The organism is Streptomyces sp. WY228 (genome assembly GCF_019287315.1).
GTDB lineage: Bacteria > Actinomycetota > Actinomycetes > Streptomycetales > Streptomycetaceae > Streptomyces > Streptomyces caviscabies.
In genome coordinates this window covers 2,632,213-2,649,111 of sequence record NZ_CP079114.1, presented here as the reverse complement: position 1 = coordinate 2,649,111, position 16,899 = coordinate 2,632,213, and the positions used below count along the sequence as shown (strand labels likewise).

General features: G+C 73.4%; 13 protein-coding genes and 1 tRNA gene. 11 read left to right on the top strand and 3 right to left on the bottom strand.

What is annotated here, in order from left to right:
• The first annotated feature begins 40 nt into the window (after window positions 1-40).
• From KV381_RS11435 to KV381_RS11420, 4 genes are all read left to right on the top strand, one after another.
• Window positions 41-1,216 (top strand): sensor histidine kinase, encoded by a 1,176-nt coding sequence (locus KV381_RS11435; RefSeq protein WP_218785154.1) that lies wholly within the window; start codon window positions 41-43, stop codon window positions 1,214-1,216.
• Entirely contained in the window at window positions 1,213-1,911 is a 699-nt protein-coding gene (locus KV381_RS11430; RefSeq protein ID WP_050495497.1) for a response regulator transcription factor, read from the top strand. The genes KV381_RS11435 and KV381_RS11430 overlap by 4 nt, the downstream gene beginning before the upstream one ends.
• Window positions 1,912-1,997: 86 nt before the next feature.
• Window positions 1,998-2,954: an ABC transporter ATP-binding protein gene (locus KV381_RS11425; protein ID WP_030077615.1), complete on the top strand. Its 957-nt coding sequence runs from the start codon at window positions 1,998-2,000 to the stop codon at window positions 2,952-2,954.
• Window positions 2,951-3,706 carry an ABC transporter permease subunit gene (locus tag KV381_RS11420; protein ID WP_030077617.1) on the top strand — a complete coding sequence of 252 codons (756 nt, stop codon included), beginning with the start codon at window positions 2,951-2,953 and terminating at the stop codon, window positions 3,704-3,706. Before KV381_RS11425 ends, KV381_RS11420 begins: the two co-directional genes overlap by 4 nt.
• A gap of 104 nt (window positions 3,707-3,810) precedes the next feature.
• On the opposite strand, the gene KV381_RS11415 is transcribed toward KV381_RS11420, so the two are convergent.
• Window positions 3,811-3,883 (bottom strand) — tRNA-Arg (locus KV381_RS11415).
• Window positions 3,884-4,189: 306 nt separating this feature from the next.
• On the opposite strand from KV381_RS11415, the gene KV381_RS11410 reads away from it, so the two are divergent.
• From KV381_RS11410 to KV381_RS11380, 7 genes are all read left to right on the top strand, one after another.
• Entirely contained in the window at window positions 4,190-5,833 is a 1,644-nt protein-coding gene (locus tag KV381_RS11410) for a dynamin family protein (protein ID WP_030077619.1), read from the top strand.
• Window positions 5,830-7,785, top strand: coding sequence for a YfjP family GTPase (locus KV381_RS11405; RefSeq protein ID WP_030077621.1), 1,956 nt, complete (start codon window positions 5,830-5,832; stop codon window positions 7,783-7,785). Before KV381_RS11410 ends, KV381_RS11405 begins: the two co-directional genes overlap by 4 nt.
• A gap of 112 nt (window positions 7,786-7,897) precedes the next feature.
• Window positions 7,898-8,359: a single-stranded DNA-binding protein gene (locus KV381_RS11400; protein ID WP_030077623.1), complete on the top strand. Its 462-nt coding sequence runs from the start codon at window positions 7,898-7,900 to the stop codon at window positions 8,357-8,359.
• A 197-nt stretch (window positions 8,360-8,556) separates the two neighbouring features.
• Window positions 8,557-10,050 carry a Cys-Gln thioester bond-forming surface protein gene (locus tag KV381_RS11395; protein ID WP_030077625.1) on the top strand — a complete coding sequence of 498 codons (1,494 nt, stop codon included), beginning with the start codon at window positions 8,557-8,559 and terminating at the stop codon, window positions 10,048-10,050.
• 125 nt (window positions 10,051-10,175) lie between these two features.
• Window positions 10,176-11,840: an energy-dependent translational throttle protein EttA gene (gene ettA, locus KV381_RS11390; RefSeq protein WP_078845927.1), complete on the top strand. Its 1,665-nt coding sequence runs from the start codon at window positions 10,176-10,178 to the stop codon at window positions 11,838-11,840.
• A gap of 5 nt (window positions 11,841-11,845) precedes the next feature.
• Complete coding sequence (locus tag KV381_RS11385) at window positions 11,846-12,268, top strand: thioesterase family protein (protein ID WP_030077631.1); 423 nt, start codon at window positions 11,846-11,848, stop codon at window positions 12,266-12,268.
• Window positions 12,265-12,966: a hypothetical protein gene (locus tag KV381_RS11380; protein ID WP_086779781.1), complete on the top strand. Its 702-nt coding sequence runs from the start codon at window positions 12,265-12,267 to the stop codon at window positions 12,964-12,966. Before KV381_RS11385 ends, KV381_RS11380 begins: the two co-directional genes overlap by 4 nt.
• 40 nt (window positions 12,967-13,006) lie before the next feature.
• On the opposite strand, the gene KV381_RS11375 is transcribed toward KV381_RS11380, so the two are convergent.
• Together KV381_RS11375 and KV381_RS11370 are read right to left on the bottom strand one after the other, a co-directional pair.
• Window positions 13,007-14,038, bottom strand: coding sequence for an ABC transporter ATP-binding protein (locus KV381_RS11375; protein ID WP_098027144.1), 1,032 nt, complete (start codon window positions 14,036-14,038; stop codon window positions 13,007-13,009).
• Window positions 14,035-16,899: an ABC transporter permease gene (locus tag KV381_RS11370; protein WP_218785153.1), complete on the bottom strand. Its 2,865-nt coding sequence runs from the start codon at window positions 16,897-16,899 to the stop codon at window positions 14,035-14,037. The genes KV381_RS11375 and KV381_RS11370 overlap by 4 nt, the downstream gene beginning before the upstream one ends.

Here is a 16,899-nt window from a genome sequence, read left to right as displayed (position 1 = left end):
GTATGCGGCCGGACGTCCCGCCTCCTACCGTGAGGGGGTGATGACCTTCGACCGCCTGGCCGCCCGTGCGCGCGCCCTGCCGCCGATCGTCGCGGATCTGCTGGTGGTGGCGGTGGTGGGGGCGTTCACCACCGCCGACGCGGCCGTCAACGAACCCGGCTACCGCCAGGCGGACGCGCTGACCTGGACCCTCCTGGCGGTCTCGCTGGCGGCGCTCGCCTGCCGACGCCGTTGGCCCGTTCCGGTGGTCTGCGTGACCGGGGCGGCGTGTGCCGGGTGGGCGCTGCACGGGCACATCGGCGAACTGCTGAACCTCCCGGTGATCGTGGCGCTGTACACGGTCGCGGTGCTGGGCGACCGCAGGCGCACGCTGTGGACCGGGGTGATCGCGGCGACGGTCTCGGGCGCGGTGGCGCTGAAGGTCGGCCGGGACGTGGTCAATCCGCAGGGGCTGCCGGTCCTGGAGATGGTCTGGCCGCTCGTTCCGCTGCTCCTGGGCGAGGTGGTGCGGACCCGCCGGGAGCTGCTGGCGGAGTACGCGGCGCGCGCCGCCCGGGCCGAGGAGGACCGGGAACGGGAGGCCGCCCGCCGGGTCCGCCAGGAGCGGGTGCGGGTGGCCCGGGAGATCCACGACATCCTCGCCCACACGGTGAGCGCGATGACCGTGCAGGCCGGGGTGGCGCTCGACGCGCTGGACGCCGCGCCGGAGGTGTCACGGCGGGCGATGACCCAGGTGCGCGCCTCCGGCAAGGAAGCCGTACGGGAACTGCGCGCCACGCTCTCCGTCCTGCGCGAGGCGGAGTCCACGGCCCCGGCGCCCCGCCTCGACCAGCTGGACGAACTGGTGGCGGGGGTCGAGGCGGGCGGGGTGCCGGTCAGCCTGCGGCGGGACACGGGGGACGCCGCCGTCCCGGCGGTCGTCGAGGCGACGGCGTACCGGATCGTGCAGGAGGCGCTGACCAACGTGGTGAAGCACTCGGCGGCGCGGCACGCGGCGGTGTCGGTGACCCGCGCCGCCGGCCGGCTGACCGTGGAGGTGGTGGACGAGGGTCCGCCCGTTCCGCCGCCGGCCGCCCCGCCCGCCGACCGGGGCTTCGGCCTGATCGGCATGCGGGAGCGGGCGGCCGCGGTGGGCGGCGGCGTCACGTACGGTCCGGTGCCGGGCGGCGGATTCCGCGTCCACGCCGTGCTGCCGGCCGAGGGAGCGACACCATGACACGACCTGCGCCAGAGGGCGGGAGCAGGCCCGTCCGTGTGGTCCTCGCCGACGACCAGACCGTCGTACGGGCCGGATTCCGCGCTCTGCTCGACCTCACCGACGACCTGGTCGTCGTCGCGGAGGCCGCCGACGGGGCCCGTGCCGTCGAGGCGGTCCGCACGACCCGCCCGGACGTCGTGCTGATGGACATCCGGATGCCCGGCGTCGACGGCCTGGAGGCCACCCGCCTGATCGCCGCCGACCGCACCCTCGACCGGGTCCGCGTGGTCATGCTCACCACGTACCAGGTCGACGCGTACGTCTTCGAGGCCCTCCGCCACGGTGCCGCGGGCTTTCTGCTCAAGGACATCGAGCCGGACGACCTGCGCACCGCGATCCGTGACGTCGCGGCGGGCCGGAGCCTGCTCGCCCCCGCTGTCACCCGCCGGGTCATCGAGGAGTTCGCCCGGCTGAAGGCCCCCGAGGCGGCCGGCGCCGAACGGCTCGCCGTCCTCACCGGGCGGGAACGCGAGGTGATGGCGCTCGTCGCCGCCGGGCTGTCCAACGAGGAGATCGGCAAGGAGCTGATCATGAGCCCGCTGACCGCGAAGACCCATGTCAGCCGGACCATGACGAAACTGGGCGCCCGCGACCGGGCCCAGCTGGTGGTCATCGCGTACGAAACCGGCCTGGTGAGACCGGGCGAGCGCTGAGCGGGGAGGCGGCTACTCCCGCCGGAGTAGCCCCCGGCTCCCGCCGGAGGATTCGCGACCCGGGGCCCGCTCGTAGCGTCGGCCGCATGATCGAAGCAACGGAACTCACCAAACGCTACGGCGGGCGGACCGCCGTCGACCGGCTCTCGTTCACCGTCCGGCCCGGCCGGGTGACCGGCTTCCTCGGCCCGAACGGCGCCGGGAAATCGACCACCATGCGCCTGATCCTCGGCCTGGACTCCGCGAGCGCGGGGCGCGTCACCGTGGGCGGAAAGGCCTACGCGGACCTGCCCGTACCGCTGCGCGCGGTCGGCTCGCTGCTCGACGCCAAGGGCGTCCACGGCGGCCGCTCCGCCTACCACCACCTGGCCGGACTCGCCGCGAGCAACGGCATCCCGCGCCGCCGCGTCGAGGAGGTGCTGGACCTGGTGGGCCTGCCCGCCGCGACGGCCCGCAGGCGCACCAAGGGCTTCTCGCTCGGCATGGCCCAGCGGCTCGGCATCGCGGCGGCGCTGATCGGGGACCCGGAGGTGCTGATCCTCGACGAACCGGTCAACGGCCTCGACACCGAGGGCATCCGCTGGATCCGGGGACTGATGCGGTCCCTGGCGGCGGAGGGCCGCACGGTCTTCCTCTCCAGCCACCTCATGAGCGAGATGGAGCTGACGGCCGACCACATCGTGGTGATCGGGCAGGGCCGGCTCATCGCGGACACGACGATGCGCGACTTCATCGAGGCCAACTCCCGCGCGCACACGCTCGTACGGTCCCCCGAGCCGGAGAGGCTCCGGGCACTGCTGGAAATGGTGGGGGCCCGGGTCCGCCTGGACGCCACGGGCGGCTGGCGGGTCGAAGGACCGGACCCGGCCACCATCGGCGACCTGGCCCGCGACCACGGCGTCGCCGTCCATGAACTCACCCCGGCCCACTCCTCCTTGGAGGAGGTCTACACGGCGCTCTCGCAGTCCTCGGTGGAGTACCGGGCCGAGGACCGGACCGAGGACCGGGCCGCCGCGCCCGGCCGGAAGGAGACAGTCCGATGACGACACCCGCTCTCGGATCCCGGGCCCTGGCCTACGAGTGGATCAAGTTCCGCAGCGTGCGCTCCACGGTGTGGACGACGGTGGCGACCGCCGTACTGCCCGTTCTGGGCGCGGTGTTCGTCGCCACGACCGGAAGCCTCCAGTCCGACGACACGGTCCTGGGCGGCAGCCTCACCCTCTCCGTCGTCGCCCAGATGCTGGCGGCGGTGGTGGGCGCGCTGGTGGTGACGGGGGAGTACAGCAGCGGCACCATCCGTACGACGTTCGCCGCCGTGCCCGGCCGCACCACGGTGCTCGTCGCCAAGGCCGCCCTGGTGGCGGGCGTGATGTACGTCCTCGCCCTGGCCTCCTGCACGGCCGCCTACCTCGTCGGCGACGCCCTGCTCCCCGATGGCCGGTACGCCCAGGGCGAGCCGCTGCCCGCCCTGTTCGGGATCGCCGCGTCCTTCGCGGTGGCCGCCGTGCTGGGCCTCGCCGTCGGCACCCTCGTACGGCACTCGGCGGGCGCGGTCACCACGGTGATCGGCCTGCTGCTCCTGCCGTCCCTGTTCGGCCCGCTCTTCGGCGACGCCGAACGCTGGATCGCCGGCCTCTCCCCGACGGCCGCCCTGGAAAAGCTCACCCAGACCTCGGACGCCGCCGCCGGTACGGTGGGCAGCCTGGGCCCCTGGCCCTCCCTGCTCCTGGTCGCCGCCTGCACGACGGCGCTCGCGCTCGGCGCACTGGCGCTGCTGCGGCGGCGGGACGCGTAGCGCGCTTACGCCGCCATGACGCCGTGCTCGCTAACGTCCCCCTGAGCGACGAAAAGGCCCTCCGGTGCGGAGGGCCTCACGGTCGTGCGGTCGTTCGGTCGGTGCGCCCCCGGCAGGACTCGAACCTGCGGCCAAGCGCTTAGAAGGCGCCTGCTCTATCCACTGAGCTACGGGGGCCGGGAGTCCTGATCGGTGGTTCCGTGGCCGTGCCGGGACAAGGATAGGGCTCCGATCCCCTGGACCCGGTTGCTTCACCTGCGTGGCACGATGTGGAGGTTCGGTGAAGCGAACCGATAATCGCAGGTGGGTGCGATTCCTGCATCGGTTTTCGCTTTCCACGCGCCGGGTGTTGTGCACTCGTTATGCCCCTGCCCCACTCGTCCCCTCTGTCCTGACTCTGTCCAGAGGGTGGAACCGCCGCGCAGAGGGGGCTATACGCTTCAAAAAGGCTTCAAAATTGGGCATTCTTCGCATGTGGTGACCATGGACGTACGGCCTCAGCTCATCGACGCACTTTCCGCCCTGCGCGACCGTGTCGCCGCCGTGCGTCTCCCACTGCCCCTGCCGGGGGCCGAACGCGCCCGGCAGACCAGGGTCGAACTCCTCGCCCAGCTCGACGACTACCTCCTGCCACGCCTCAAGGACCCCGAGGCCCCGCTGCTCGCCGTGATCGGCGGATCCACCGGGGCCGGGAAGTCCACGCTGGTCAACTCGCTGGTGGGGTGCCGGGTCAGCCAGGCCGGGGTGCTGCGGCCCACCACCCGGACCCCGGTGCTCGTCTGCCACCCGGACGACCACCACTGGTTCGCGGGCGTACGGGTGCTGCCGCAGCTCACCCGGATCTGGCTGCCCCCGGGGCAGGCGCCCGACCCGGACGGGCTCGACGACCTCGCCGCGCGGGGAGCGGACGAGGAGACCGCGCTGCGGGTGGAGACCGCGGTGAGCCTGCCCCGCGGGCTCGCGCTGCTGGACGCCCCCGACATCGACTCGCTCGTCGTCCGCAACCGCGTCCTGGCCGCCGAACTGATCTGCGCCGCCGACGTCTGGGTGATGGTCACCACCGCCTCGCGCTACGCCGACGCGGTGCCCTGGCATCTGCTGCGTACCGCGAAGGAGTACGACGCGGCCCTCGTCACCGTCCTCGACCGGGTGCCCCACCAGGTGATCGCCGAGGTGTCCCGGCAGTACGCGGCGCTGCTCACCCGGGCCGGACTCGGGGACGTACCCCGGTTCACCATCCCCGAACTCCCCGAGTCCGCGGGCGGCGGCAGCGGACTGCTCCCCACCACCGCGGTCGCCCCGCTGCGCGCCTGGCTCGCCCACCGGGCCCAGGACCCCGCCGCCCGGCAGCAGGCGGTGGGGCGTACCGCCTCCGGCGTCATCGAGTCGCTCAACGTACGGATGCCCGGACTGGCCTCCGCCGTCGCCGCCCAGTACGCCGCCTCCGTACGGCTGACCGGAGTGGTCGAGGACGCCTACGGCAAGGAGGCCGCCCGGATCCGGCGCCGCCTCAAGAGCGGGGCGGTGCTCTCCGGGGACGCGCGGACCCGGTGGCGCGGCTACCCGCTCTACAGCTCGCCCGAGGAACTCCTCGAAGCCCTCGTCGACAGCCTGGTGGCCCTGCTCCAGTGCTCGGTCTCCGCCGCCGACGAACAGATCCGCACCCACTGGCGCCGCGAACCCGCCGGAACCCTGTTCCGCTTCGAGGAGGCCGGGCGGGAGGCCGGGGGCTGGGGGCCCGCCGAGGACGTCGAAGGGCGGATCGCCGTCGCCGTACGCCGGTGGCGGCGGGTCCTGGAGGAACTGGCCGAGGAGGAGGTGCGCCAGCTCGACCGCAGCGTGGCGCCCGCCCCCGAGAGCGTCGCCGCACTGCTCGCCGCCGCCCTCCTCGGCGGACGGCGCGCCCGTACGGCGGGGGAGCAGCTCGCCGAACGCATCGGCGCCCAGGGCGCGCTGCGCCTGCGCGACAAGGGGGGTGAGCTGCTGACCACCTACCTCGACCAGGTGCTCGGCGGCGAACGCGACCGCCGCCTCGCCCCGCTCGACGCCCTCGACGTCGCCCCCGAACCCCAGGCCGAACTGATCGCCGCGCTTTCCGTACTGCAGAAGGAGAGGTGGCAGCGATGACTGCCGTCACGGACGAGGACCAGGGCCCGGGGAACGTCAAGGGCAAGGGCAAGGGCGAGGGGAAAAGCAGGGGGAGAGGTACGGGGAGAGGCGCGGGGGCGGGGGCTTCGGACGGGGCCGGGGCCGGGCGCAAGGACGGGCGCTGGGACGACGGGCTCATCGCCCGGCGCGCCGCGGCGGCCGAGGCCCGCGAGGCCCGCGAGGCCGGGGAGTCCGCACCGCGCACGCCCGACCAGGACGAGGCCCAGCCGCAGGTCGAGGCCTACACCCCCGCCGACGGGCCGCTGCCCACCCGGCTCGACGCCCTGCGCGAACTCGTCGGACTCTCCCGCGCCCGGCTCGACCGGGACACCCTCGCCGAGGCGGGCCGGGTGCTGGACGAGGCCGCCGCCCGGCAGCGGCTCTCCTCGCGGCACACGGTCATCGCCATCGCGGGAGCCACCGGCAGCGGCAAGTCGACCCTGTTCAACGCGCTCGCCGGGGCCCCGATCTCCGACACCGGGCTGCGCCGGCCCACCACCTCCCAGCCCATCGCGTGCAGCTGGACCGACGGGGCCGCCGGACTGCTGGACCGGCTCGCCGTCCCCGGCCGGCTGCGGCGCAGGCCCCACCCCGGGCCCGCCGCCTTCGACGAGGCGCTCCAGGGGCTCGTCCTGGTCGACCTGCCCGACCACGACTCGGCCGCCACCGAACACCGCGACCAGGTGGACCGGGTCCTGGCTCTGGTCGACGCGGTGATCTGGGTCGTCGATCCGGAGAAGTACGCCGACGCCGCCCTCCACGAGCGCTACCTGCGCCCGCTCGCCGGACACGCGGAGGTCACCTTCGTCGTCCTCAACCAGACCGACCGGCTGCCCGGCGAGTCCGCCGACCTGGTCCTCGACGATCTGCGCCGCCTCCTCGACGAGGACGGCATCGCGCTCGGCGAGCACGGCGAACCCGGCGCCACCGTCATGTCCCTGTCCGCGCTCACCGGCGATGGGGTGCCCGAACTCCGCGAGATGGTCGGCCGCTTCGTCCAGGACCGCACGGCCGCCACCCGCCGGCTCTCCGCCGACATCGACGCGGCGGCGGCGCGGCTGCGCCCGGTGTACGTGGCCGAGGGCCGGCCCGGACTCGGCGAGCGGGCCCGCGAGGAGTTCACCGACCGGCTGGCCGAGGCCGTCGGCGCGGCGGCCGCCGGGCAGGCCGCCGAACGCGAGTGGCGCCGCAACGCGAGCCGGGCCTGCGGGACACCGTGGCTGCGGCTCTGGCGCTGGTACGAGAACCGGGGCCTGCCCGGCAGCCTCGACCGGATGGGTCAGGCGCTCACCCCGCCCGAGGAGGAGCTGACGGCCCGGCAGCGGGTCGAGCAGGCGGTACGGATCGTCGCGGACGGCGCCGCCGACGGGCTGCCGGGCCCCTGGGCGCAGGCGGTGCGCGAGGCCGCGTTCACCGGGGCGCGGGGGCTGCCCGAGGCGCTGGACGAACTGGCCGTCAAGGCCGGGGCCCCCGCCCCGTCCAAGCGGGGCGGCGGAACGGAGGCCGGACCGGCCTCCGTCGCCGGCTCACCGCTCGGCGCACCGCCCGGTGGCCGCCCGGCCAAGCCGCCCCGGCCGAAGTGGTGGCCGGCCGCGGTGCTGGCCCAGGTGTCGATGACGCTGCTCCAGATCTTCGGCGGCCTGTGGCTGGTCGGCCAGATCATCGGCGTCCTGGAGCCGGGGCTCGTCACGCCCGCGCTCATCATGCTCGCCGGAGTCGTGGGCGGCCCGCTGGTGGAGTGGTCCTGCGCCGCGGCCATCCGGGGTCCGGCCAGACGGTACGGGCAGGACGCCGAGCGGCGGCTGCGCGAGGCGGCGGCCGGGTGCGGCCGGGCCAGGGTGCTGGATCCGGTCGCGGCCGAGCTGGTGCGCTACCGGGAAGTGCGCGAGCGCTATGTGACGGTGACGGAGTTTTCCACAACCGGCCGGTAGTCCACAGGCCCCGACGCGATTCCCGCCCGGCGTCCACCCTGGAGATCGCACACCGTACGGAGTCGCCCGACTCCGTACGAAGCGGTGCGACAAGGAAAACGGGGGCCGGAAAATGAACGAGACCTTGGTGACCCTGGTGGGAAACGCCGCCACGGCGGTGGAGTTCCGGGAGACGGCCACCGGTGGAATGGCGCGATTCCGTTTCGCCGTCACTCCGCGCCGCTGGGACCGTGAGAAACAGCTCTGGGCCGACGGCCGCACCAGCTTCTACACCGTCTGGTCCTGGCGCACGCTCGCCGCGAATCTGGCCGGTTCCGTTTCGGTCGGAGAACCCCTGGTCGTGCACGGCCGGTTGAAGGTCCGCGAGGAGGAACAGGCCGGTCAGCGAAGGACGTTCGTCGATGTCGAGGCCGTCGCCGTCGGTCACGACCTCAGCCGGGGAACGGCCGCCTTCCGGCGGGCGGCCAGAGCCGAACCCGTTCTGACGGAGCGTCCGGGACGGGTCACGGACGGCGACACGGAGGCCTCGCCGAAACAGCCGGAACAGGTAGGCGCAATGGCGGCAGTGTCCTGAAAAGACTGATCGGCGCCACGGCCGACGGCATCCCGCGATAACGATTCCGATTCGGAATGGTTGTACAAGGGCAGTACGGGGGACTGCTCTTCGCCCGTTCTTTAGGATTCCCAGTGCTCATGGGTCACTTGGGTCTGCTGGCGAGGCATTCCCCACACGCGCACCACGCGCGAGGGCCTCGCCCGGAGGGGAATTCTGTGTTTTCTGCGTCTTCAGCGTCCGCTGCGCCGTCCGGCACGACAGGGGCGCCTCCGGGCCGCGGGATCCTCCGCCCGGTCGCCGCGCTGCTGCTCTCCGGTCTCGTCGCGGCTGCCGCACTCGTCGGCGCCGGACCCGCGGTCGCCGACGACCCGGGCCGGCACCACGGCGGCGCGGCCGCGGTGCTCGACGGGCTGAAGACCTTCGACAGCGCGGTGCTCCGCGTCGCGGGGAAGAACGGGGCGCCCGACCGGACCCAGGAACTGCCCGCCGGGCTGTTCGAGATGACCGTCGACGGCGGCGGCAAGCTCAAGACCTACTGCATCGACCTCCACAACCCCACCCAGGACCAGGCGAAGTATCTGGAGACCCCCTGGGCCGAGACCTCGCTCGGCGGCAACCGGAACGCGGGGAAGATCCGCTGGATCCTCCAGCACTCCTACCCCCAGGTCGACGACCTGGCCGCGCTCGCCGACGCGGCCGGCACCGGCCCGCTGACCGAGCGGACCGCCGCCGCCGGAACCCAGGTCGCCATCTGGCGCTACTCGGACGACGCCGATGTCACCGCATCGGACAAGCAGGCGGAGAAGCTCGCGGACTGGCTGGAGCGCAGCGCCCGCGACACCAAGGAGCCGCGGGCCTCGCTCACCCTGGAACCCGCCGCTGTCGCCGGGCGGGCCGGTGAACGGCTCGGCCCCGTGACCGTACGCACCGACGCGGACCAGGTCTCGGTGTCGCCCCCGGTGGACGCGGCGGCCAGCGGCATCACGGTCACGGACGAGAAGGGCGCCCCCGTCACCGCCGCGGCGGACGGGGACCGGCTCTACTTCGCCGTACCGAAGGACACCGCCGACGGAACCGCGTCGCTGGCGGTCCAGGCCACCACCTCCGTGCCGGTCGGCCGGGCCTTCGCCGGGGCCGGCCGCACCCAGACCCAGATCCTGGCCGGCTCCAGCGAGTCCACGGTCTCCGCCCGGGCGAGCGCCACCTGGGCCGAGACCGGCGCCGCCCCCGCGCTGACCGCCCGGAAGAACTGCGCCGCGGGCGGTGTGGACGTCACGGCCGCCAACCGGGGCGACCAGCCGTTCACCTTCGAGCTGGCCGGCACCGAGCACACCGTCGCCGCCGGGGCCACCAGCACGGTCACGGTCCCGGTCGCCGAGGACCAGGCGTACGACTTCACCATCACCGGGCCGGCCGGATTCGCCAGGACCTTCACCGGGGTGCTCGACTGCGCCACCAGCGGCAGCGTGCTGGAGAAGGAGAGCCAGGAGGCGGGCGGCGCGGGCAACGACGTCGGCACGCAGAGCGCCCAGCAGTCCGTCCCGGCCACCACCGGCTCCACCACCTCGGGGCTGGAGGGCGACCTCGCCGCGACCGGCGGCTCCAGCGCCACCCCGATGCTCGCCGCGGTCGCCATCGGACTGCTCGTCGTGGGCGGCGGCGCGGTCTTCCTCCTCCGCCGGAAGCAGCCGGGCGCCGACGGTGAGTGAGCGCCCACGCGCATGAGGTGACCGGTGCTCCGGTGCCGGTGGGTGGACGGGTTTCCGTCCGGGGGCGGGTGTCAGGCAAGATGGGTGTATCTGCCCACACCTCTATTGCTGCCGGACGGTTTCTCTTGGCTGAGTACATCTACACCATGCGCAAGACGCGCAAAGCGCACGGCGACAAGGTGATTCTCGATGACGTCAATCTGAACTTCCTGCCCGGCGCGAAGATCGGTGTCGTGGGCCCCAACGGCGCCGGTAAGTCCACGGTGCTGAAGATCATGGCGGGCCTGGAGCAGCCGTCCAACGGCGACGCCTTCATCTCGCCCGGGTTCAGCGTCGGCATCCTCATGCAGGAGCCGAAGCTGGACGAGGAGAAGACCGTCCTGGAGAACGTCCAGGACGGCGCCGCCGAGATCATGGGCAAGCTCCACCGCTTCAACGAGGTCGCCGAGCTCATGGCGACCGACTACTCCGACGCGCTGATGGAGGAGATGGGCAAGCTCCAGGAGGACCTGGACCACGCCAACGCGTGGGACCTGGACGCCCAGCTGGAGCAGGCCATGGACGCCCTGGGCTGCCCGCCCGGCGACTGGCCGGTCACCAACCTCTCCGGTGGCGAGAAGCGCCGCGTGGCGCTCTGCAAGCTCCTCATCGAGGCCCCGGACCTGCTCCTCCTCGACGAGCCCACCAACCACCTGGACGCCGAGTCGGTGAACTGGCTGGAGCAGCACCTCTCGAAGTACGCGGGTGCCGTCGTCGCCGTCACCCACGACCGGTACTTCCTGAACAACGTCGCCGAGTGGATCCTTGAGCTCGACCGCGGCCGCGCGATCCCCTACGAGGGCAACTACTCCACCTACCTCGACAAGAAGGCCGCCCGCCTCAAGGTCGAGGGCCGCAAGGACGAGAAGCGCCAGAAGCGCCTCAAGGAGGAGCTGGAGTGGGTGCGGTCGAACGCCAAGGGGCGCCAGACCAAGTCCAAGGCCCGTCTCGCCCGGTACGAGGAGATGGCGGCCGAGGCCGACAAGATGCGGAAGCTGGACTTCGAGGAGATCCAGATTCCGCCGGGCCCGCGGCTCGGTTCCATCGTCGTCGAGGTCGAGCACCTCTCGAAGGCCTTCGGCGACAAGGTCCTCATCGACGACCTGTCGTTCACGCTGCCCCGTAACGGCATCGTCGGCGTCATCGGTCCGAACGGCGCGGGCAAGACCACGCTGTTCAAGATGATCCAGGGCCTGGAGACGCCGGACAGCGGTTCGGTCAAGATCGGCGACACGGTCAAGATCTCCTACGTCGACCAGTCCCGCGCCAACATCGACCCGAAGAAGACCCTCTGGGCCGTCGTCTCGGACGAGCTGGACTACATCAACGTCGGCCAGGTCGAGATGCCGTCCCGCGCCTACGTCTCCGCGTTCGGCTTCAAGGGCCCGGACCAGCAGAAGCCGGCCGGCGTCCTGTCCGGTGGTGAGCGCAACCGCCTCAACCTGGCGCTGACGCTCAAGGAGGGCGGCAACCTGCTGCTCCTCGACGAGCCCACCAACGACCTCGACGTCGAGACGCTCTCCTCGCTGGAGAACGCCCTGCTGGAGTTCCCCGGTGCCGCCGTGGTCATCTCCCACGACCGCTGGTTCCTGGACCGCGTCGCCACGCACATCCTCGCCTACGAGGGTGACTCCAAGTGGTACTGGTTCGAGGGCAACTTCGAGTCGTACGAGAAGAACAAGGTCGAGCGCCTCGGCGCGGACGCGGCCCGTCCGCACCGTGCCACGTACAAGAAGCTCACGCGAGGCTGATCGTCTTGGCTCGTCACCTCTACAGCTGCCCCCTGCGCTGGTCGGACATGGACGCCTTCGGCCACGTCAACAACGTGGTCTTCCTCCGCTACCTGGAGGAGGCGCGCATCGACTTCATGTTCCGGCTGGCGCCCGGGGACGGTTCGCCGTCGTTCTCCGGCGGGTCCGTCGTGGCCCGGCACGAGATCGACTACGTACGGCCGTTGGTCCACCGGCACGAGCCGGTGACCGTCGAGTCGTGGGTCACGAAGATAGGCGCCGCGTCCCTGACGATCGCCTATGAGATCAAGGACGCCGACCAGGTGTACGTACGCGCCTCGACCGTCGTCGTGCCCTACGACCTGGCGGCGGAGCGGCCCCGGCGGATCTCCGCCGAGGAGAAGCTCTTCCTCCAGCAGTACCTCGCAGAGGAGCCCGCCGCGGCATGACCGTGCCCGTGCAGTCGCTGCGGTTCGCCGACGCGAGGGAGGCGGCGGATCTCGCCGCCTTCCTCGGTCGGCTGCTCCACTACGACCGGGCCGCCGCGGTCCGGTTGCAGGCGGGCGGCGGCGACGCGTTGGCCGTGTTCGGCCGGCCGCCCTCCTTCGAGGTCCTCGCCATCCGCACCGCCCGCCTGGACCGCCCCGAGACGCTCGACGTCACGGTGTCGGCCGGGGAGTTGCTGGAGTCCCTGTCCCTCGACGTCTCCGGTGGGGCCGGTGCGGGGGGTTCGCTGCCCGCGCCCGTCACCGGGCCGCCCTGGACCGGTGTCCTGCCGCCCCGCGGGCCCTGGCGGGAGCAGACCGGGCTGCCCGGCCCCGACGCTCTGCGCGCCGCCCTCGACACGGCCGTCGCCGAATTCCGTACGCGGGACGAGGCGCTGCCCGATGAGCAGCGCACCCGCGCCGAACGCGACCGGATCGGCCGCGAGATCTGGTCCCGGCCGGTCGGCGCCACGGACCTGCCGCTGCGCGCCGTGCACGCCGCCCAGTCCCTCGGCTTCCTGCGCCCCGACCCGGAGTTCCCCGTCTCGCTGCTCTCCGCGGGCGGCTGGCTGCGGCTGCGGACGCCGTTCGGCTCGATCGCGCTGCGCCGCGACCCGGCCGGCGGGCTCGGTGGGCTCGGTCTGTCGGTCGAGCCCGGTTGAACCGCCGGACCGGCTGACCGGTCGCCTCCGCCGTTGCGTCCTACTGCTCCTGCTGCTCCTGCGGGTCCGAGGCCCCCTCCGGCTTCTCCGGAGCCCCGTGCGCGTCCGGCCAGACCCCGATGTGGTCCTGCTCCAGCTCCAGCAGCACCCGGTGTTCCATGCCCAGCGTCTGCGTGTAGTCCGCCGGCAGCTGGAGCCGTCCCGCCCGGTCGAGCATCGCGTACTCCCGGGCCACCTGCGACTCCTGGCCCGTCGCCGCGTCCACCTCCGTGCGGCGCAGCACCTCGGAGGACGTACGGCCGTCGCGGATGGCGACCGTACGCCGCACCTCGTTCGCGACCGCCTGGTCATGGGTGACGATCACGATCGAGGTGCCCAGTTCCTCGTTGGCGCGCCGGAACGCGGCGAAGACCTGTTCCCCGGTGGCCGAGTCCAGCTCACCGGTCGGCTCGTCCGCCAGCAGCACGGACGGGTTGTTGGCCAGCGCCACCGCGATGGCCACCCGCTGCTGCTGCCCGCCGGACAGTTGCTGGGGCCGCCGGTCGCGGCAGTCCGCGATGTCCAGCATGGCGAGCAACGACTCGGCGCGGGCGGCCCGTTCGCGCTTGCTCCCACCGCCGCGCAACTGCATGGGCAGGGTGATGTTCTGGATCGCGGAGAGATACGGGAGCAGATTGCGGGCGGTCTGCTGCCAGACGAACCCGACCACGTCCCGGCGGTAGCGCAGCCGTTCCTTCGGGCCCATCGACAGCAGATCGCAGCCCGCGACCTTCGCCGAGCCGGCCGTCGGCACGTCCAGGCCCGCCAGGATGTTCATCAGCGTCGACTTGCCACTGCCCGACGCGCCCACCAGGGCCATCAACTCGCCCTCGGTGACCAGCAGATCGAGCCCCTGGAGCGCCTGCACCTCCACCCCGTCGGTGGTGAAGATCCGCACCACCCGGTCGCAGGCGATCAGCGCGTCGTGCCCGTAGGAAGGGCGGTCCCGGCGGGCCGCGGCCCGCTGCTCCAGCTCCGCCAGCGTCGTGCCGGCCGCGCGGGCCGTGTCTGCCGTCTCGGTGGACGAGGTCATCGGGAGTCTCCTGCCCTGAGTTCGGTGATCGATCCGCGGCGGCTCGCCCACCACGCCTGCACACCCGCGACCGCCGCCGCGAGCGCCACGACCCCCGCGGCCGGCAGCCCCAGCGACCAGAGGTCGGTGCGCAGCGGAACGGGGCCGGTGTCCGATCCGGCGACGCCGGCGAGCGCCAGCGGGACCAGATCGACGCCGGGGGAGAGCAGGGCGATGGTCGCCCAGCCGGTGAACAGCCCGCCGCCCGCCGCCAGCAGCGCCTGCGGCGTCGCCTCGAAGGCCAGCAGCCGCCTGCCCTGTGCGGTGGTGAGCCCCATCGTGCGCAGCCGGGCCAGCAGCGTCTTGCGCTCCGGCGCGGTCTGGAGCAGCGACAGCAGGACGGCCAGCAGCGCGTATCCGGCGCCCGCCGCGACCGCCGCGAGGTAGATCCGCTCGGCCCCCGCCTGCATCGGGGTGTTCACGTACCGCGCGCGCTCCTCGGAACGCAGCTGTACGACGAACTTCTTGCCGTTCTCGTCGACGGCCGCGCGCAGCTTCCCGGGGTCCGGTGCGCCGGCCAGGAGCAGGGTGGTGGGCGCCTTCTGCTCCAGCGAAGCGGCGTTCACGATCAGGAAGTTGGTGGAGGAGACCGCGGCGACGTGCGCGGTGGTCCCCACGACCTGGACCCGGAAGTCCCCGGACAGCGTCCGTACCGCGCGCGGCTCCTTGCCCAGCCGGGCCGCCACCGCCGGAGAGGCGATGGCCGGAAGGACCCGCTCCGGGCCGGCCTCCGTGCCCTCGGGCAGCGGGGCCGAGGGGCCGGTGGCCCGCAGCCGGGCGGCCGGGAAGGCGGGCAGCCCGTGGGTACGGGCCAGCCGGGCGTACGAGGCGGGCTCGACGCCCACCAGGGCCGCGGTCGCCGCGTCGCCCGCGTCCGCCGCGTCGTCGCCGGCCGTGCCCGTATCCGCAGCCGTGTCCGTACGCGTACCGGCGCCGTCACCGGCCGCCGCCTCCGGCATCGTCACGCTGTACTCGACCCGTACCGGCGCGGCGTCCCGCACGCCGTCCAGCCCGCTCACCGTGCGGACCAGCTCGTCCGGCAGCGTCGCCCGGTCGCCCATGCCGCTGACCCGGGCGTCCGCGCCGACGGACGCCAGCGCCGCGTCGTCCCGTGCGTCGCCGATGCCCGCGATCACCGAACCGCCGAACGCCGCCGTGGCCAGCGCCAGCAGCAGCGCCAGCAGTGGCAGCGCCCCGCCGGCCGACGACCGGCCGGCGCGGGCCAGCGAGAGGAAGCCGATCGCCCCGCGCAGCCGGGCCATCGGCCGGGCCGCGAGTCGCAGGGGCAGCGGGTAGATCCTCACCAGCACCAGCGCCGCGATCAGTGCGACCAGCACGGGCGCGGCGCTGACCAGCAGATCGGTACCGCCCCCGGTCGACGTACCGCGACGCCGCAGCGCCGTCACCGCGCCCACCGCCAGGACGAGCAGGGTCAGTTCGGCCACGGTCCGGCGGCGCGAGGGCCGGGCGCTCACCATGTCCTCGCGGGCGCCGTGCAGTGTGGGCCGGATGTGCTGGAGCGTCGTCCGCACGGGCAGGGCGACGCACACCAGGAGGGCGACGCCCGCCGCGGCCAGCGCTCCGGGCCACCACCGGCCCTCGTCCACGAGCAGCACCGCGAGGAGCAGCCCGAGTGCGCTCGCGGGCAGCACGGTCACCGCGGTCTCCGCGAGCAGCCGGCCGCCGATGCCGCGCAGCGAACCACCGCGCGAGCGCATCAGCGCCAGTTCGTCGCGGCGGCGAGCGGCGATCAGGGCGCCGGTCATCAGCAGGACGACGGCGGCCACGGAGCCGATGCCGAGGCCGGCGACCGCGATCACCGGACCGATCGCGTCGCGCATCCGGGCGTTGGCCTCCACGATCGTGCCGAGTCCGGTGCCGACCACCGCGGTGCCCCCGGCGATCCTCCGCACCTTCAGCAGCCCGGGGCCGCTCTCCAGCGAGGCGATGACGGACGTCAGCCGGGAGCCGTCGGGGCCGGTCAGCCCCGTCGGGTCGGGCGGGAACCGCCAGAAGACCACGGGCTCGGCGGCCGTGCTCAGGAGCACCGGACCGGTGTCTTCCGCCAGCAGGACGGTGCCGGTCCAGAAGTTCACCGGGAAGGAGCTGCTGGGGTCCGGGACCAGCGACGGGCTGCGCAGCAGCGGATCGGCCGACCAGTAGCTGCCGTTCGGATCGCGCGGAGCCACGATGCCGGTGATCGTCACGGTGATGGGCTCCTGGGCCGCGGTGAGCAGGGTGATGGTCGCGCCGACCTTCACCTTCAGCTCGGCCGCCGTCTCCTCGGTGACCGCGCCCTGCACCGCACGGGAGTCCTCGGTCACCCCGTCCGGTGCCGTCGGCCAGGCGCCGGAGGCCAGCGTCGCGTGGTCCTTCAGCCCCGACTGCGCCACGTACGTGAGCTTCGGCGGCACCGCGTCGGGCCTCGGCAGCCAGGGCTCCGTCGCGACGGACGGCTTCGTGGTGCGCACGCCGTACGCGACCGACGAGGCGTCGGCGCGCAGCGGTGCGGGCAGGGCCTTCAGCAGCGCCGTGCCGACCCGCGTCAGCTCGGGGTTCCGCGTCTCGGCCTCCCGCTGTTCCTGCGGCAGTTCGAGACCGGGCTGCGGGCGGGCGATCTCCACGGTGCTGTGGCCCGCGTCCGCCGTCGCGATGTCGTGGCGCAGCCCCTTCGACTCGTACGCGTCCACCGCCCGCGGGAACGCCGCGGCGAGGAACGCCGTCACCAGCACCAGCACCGCGAGGGCCGTCGCCGCACCGGGCGCGGTGCGCAGCCGGGTACGGATCCACGGGGCGGAGGCCGCCCGCTTGTCGTTGCTCAT

Coding starts and splice junctions, on each gene's coding strand:
- KV381_RS11435 (WP_218785154.1), top strand. CDS start 41: ATGACCTTCGACCGCCTGGCCGCCCGTGCGCGCGCCCTGCCGCCGATC.
- KV381_RS11420 (WP_030077617.1), top strand. CDS start 2,951: ATGACGACACCCGCTCTCGGATCCCGGGCCCTGGCCTACGAGTGGATC.
- KV381_RS11370 (WP_218785153.1), bottom strand. CDS start 16,899: ATGAGCAACGACAAGCGGGCGGCCTCCGCCCCGTGGATCCGTACCCGG.
- KV381_RS11375 (WP_098027144.1), bottom strand. CDS start 14,038: ATGACCTCGTCCACCGAGACGGCAGACACGGCCCGCGCGGCCGGCACG.
- KV381_RS11430 (WP_050495497.1), top strand. CDS start 1,213: ATGACACGACCTGCGCCAGAGGGCGGGAGCAGGCCCGTCCGTGTGGTC.
- KV381_RS11410 (WP_030077619.1), top strand. CDS start 4,190: ATGGACGTACGGCCTCAGCTCATCGACGCACTTTCCGCCCTGCGCGAC.
- KV381_RS11380 (WP_086779781.1), top strand. CDS start 12,265: ATGACCGTGCCCGTGCAGTCGCTGCGGTTCGCCGACGCGAGGGAGGCG.
- KV381_RS11425 (WP_030077615.1), top strand. CDS start 1,998: ATGATCGAAGCAACGGAACTCACCAAACGCTACGGCGGGCGGACCGCC.
- KV381_RS11400 (WP_030077623.1), top strand. CDS start 7,898: ATGAACGAGACCTTGGTGACCCTGGTGGGAAACGCCGCCACGGCGGTG.
- KV381_RS11405 (WP_030077621.1), top strand. CDS start 5,830: ATGACTGCCGTCACGGACGAGGACCAGGGCCCGGGGAACGTCAAGGGC.